1 protein-coding gene is annotated in these 233 nt (G+C 34.3%); it reads left to right on the top strand.

Annotated features, from left to right (window positions below; all coding sequences use genetic code 11):
• Window positions 1–233 (top strand): hypothetical protein (locus IDG60_RS03620; RefSeq protein ID WP_206160502.1); only part of this gene is annotated, 233 nt, incomplete at both ends.

Below are 233 nucleotides of genomic sequence, written 5' to 3'. Positions count from 1 at the left end.
CAAGATATGACTGACATATTATCTATGTTTTATGATTTTGCATATTGTTTATATTCAACACATAAGCATAGAGAGATAAGTCCAAGACTGCGTTTAGTGATTCCTTTAAAACGAAATGTAAATGCAGATGAGTATGAAGCTATTGGGCGTAAAGTCGCAGATATCGTTGGCATGGATTACTTCGATGATACAACTTATCAACCACATAGGTTAATGTATTGGCCTTCAACTAG

This window comes from Staphylococcus sp. EG-SA-2 (assembly GCF_017152085.1).
This window is presented reverse-complemented; position numbering and strand designations above follow the sequence as displayed.